This is a genomic window from Parasynechococcus sp. (genome assembly GCF_042954245.1).
In the GTDB taxonomy this organism is placed as follows: Bacteria; Cyanobacteriota; Cyanobacteriia; order PCC-6307; family Cyanobiaceae; genus Parasynechococcus.
Genome location: NZ_JBGKDP010000163.1, coordinates 1 through 1,749, shown reverse-complemented (window position 1 = coordinate 1,749; position 1,749 = coordinate 1). Strand labels below are relative to the sequence as shown.

Here is a 1,749-nt window from a genome sequence, read left to right as displayed (position 1 = left end):
CCGCCCATGTCGAACTTCATCATGTCGATCTGGGCCGCCCCCACCTTGAGGTTGTAACCGCCGGAATCAAAGGTGAGGCCTTTGCCCACCAGGGCGATGCGGCGTTTCACCTCGCCCTCGGGGCGGTAGATCAGGTGTATGAGGTTGGGGGGCAGATCGGAGCCCTGGCTCACCGCCAGGAAAGCACCCATGCCCTTGGCTTCGCAGTCGCTTCGCTCGAGTACCTTGAGCTCAAGGCCATGGTCCCGGGCTATGCCAGCGGCCGTGTCGGCAAGAGCGGCAGGTGTGACCACATTCGGAGGGGCAGCCACCAGCTCCCGGGCCAGTTCCACACCGGAGCAGGTGGCATTGACCGCCGCAAAACCGGCGGCGGCGGCGGGGTCAAGGTCGATCAGCTCCAGGGCCTCGGGGATCCGGCGCGGGTCCGGCTCCTTGCGGAAGCGCTGGTCTTTGTAGAGGCAGAGCCGCACCGCTTCAGCGCAGATGCGGGCGGCTTCCGTTGCATCGGTTCCTGTCCAGGGCAATTGGAGGCCGAGGCTGCCCTCACAGCCGATGGCAGCCTTGGCGGCCTTGGCGGCGGCGGCACGCAGGCGGTCGGTATCGATTCCGTCGCTCTCGCCTAGGCCCAGCACCACCAGGCGCTGCGGGCCCCCGCCCAGGGGCGTGATCACCAGCTGGTCTCCGGGCTTGCCTTTGAACTTCTGCTGCTTGAGAGCATCGGTGACGCCGCCAAAGCGTTGTTCCAGGGCTGTTGCCGTGGCATCGACATCGCCCTGGGGCAGCCCCACCGCCAGCACATCGCCGCTCCACTCTTGCAAGTCGGTGGAGGACAGGGAGAAGCGCATGGGTGGACGCATCAACAAAAGATGAGCGTAGCGATCCCGTGCGTTGGCTTCGGCCTTAGACCTCTGCGGTGAAGGGGGTGGCCCAGCGTTGGCGGGTTTCCTTGTTGAACGGCGGCCACCAGCGTTGGATCAGCTGTTGTTCCAGGGCTCGTCGGGCCCGGGTGGCCCGGGGCACATCGCAGCTGAAGCGGATGCTCAGCTGGGTGCTCAGCTCACAGCCTTGCAGGGTTTCGCCGTAAGCGGCGAGGTAGGCCTTGCAGTCGTGATCGCCTTTCCAGCGGCGCTCGGCGGCCAGGGTTTCGCCCACATAAAGCAGGAGCGGCTGCTCCAGCTGGGATGGCCTGTCCATCACCAGGTAGATCGCTGCCCCGCGGTGGGATGGTTCTGGCCAGCGCCAAAAACTCATTGCCAGGGGTGTCAGTGCCAGTGGATCGATGGCCGCAGCGGCGTCATCGGGGCTGGTACCGAACAGATCCCCCTGGGCCGCGCCGGCGCTTTCCCTGCGGAACAGCGGCGCCTGATGGGCATGCAGCCGCTGTTGCCAGGCGAGCAGCTGTTCCCGTTGCAGAGGCAGGTCGGGCCCGTTGCTGAAGGCCAGCGCACCGGTGGAGAACAGATCCCCCTGCATCAGGGCCGCGGCAGGCTGGGCCCGGCGCGGCGGCTGCCGAAACTCACACGGCCGATCAGGGCTTCCACGCTACTGGCGGGCAGGCAGAGCCGCTCCTGCAGATCGGCCAGGTTCTTGAAACCGGCGCGTCGGCGCTCCCGCAGCAGGTTGGCCAGCCGTTGCTCCGGCCAGCCGAGCAGCGCCAGCTGATCGGTGCTGGCGTTGTTGAGGTCGATGGGAGCGGCCTGCGGCTGCAGTGGAGCATCACCGTGCCACTGGAAGAGGAGATGGGGTGTC

General features: G+C 66.9%; 2 protein-coding genes and 1 pseudogene. All 3 read right to left on the bottom strand.

Annotated elements, in window-relative coordinates; genetic code table 11:
* Positions 1–845, bottom strand: an 845-nt coding sequence (locus ACGVJ8_RS07325; protein WP_392346803.1) for a M17 family peptidase N-terminal domain-containing protein, incomplete at its 3' end; no start/stop codon positions are given.
* A 55-nt stretch (positions 846–900) separates the two neighbouring features.
* Positions 901–1,473 (bottom strand): GIY-YIG nuclease family protein, encoded by a 573-nt coding sequence (locus ACGVJ8_RS07320; RefSeq protein ID WP_392346802.1) that lies wholly within the window; start codon positions 1,471–1,473, stop codon positions 901–903.
* Positions 1,473–1,749, bottom strand: a pseudogene (locus ACGVJ8_RS07315) (hypothetical protein); the annotation flags it as partial. The gene ACGVJ8_RS07320 and the pseudogene ACGVJ8_RS07315, both read right to left, overlap by 1 nt.

Coding starts and splice junctions, on each gene's coding strand:
- ACGVJ8_RS07320 (WP_392346802.1), bottom strand. CDS start 1,473: ATGCAGGGGGATCTGTTCTCCACCGGTGCGCTGGCCTTCAGCAACGGG.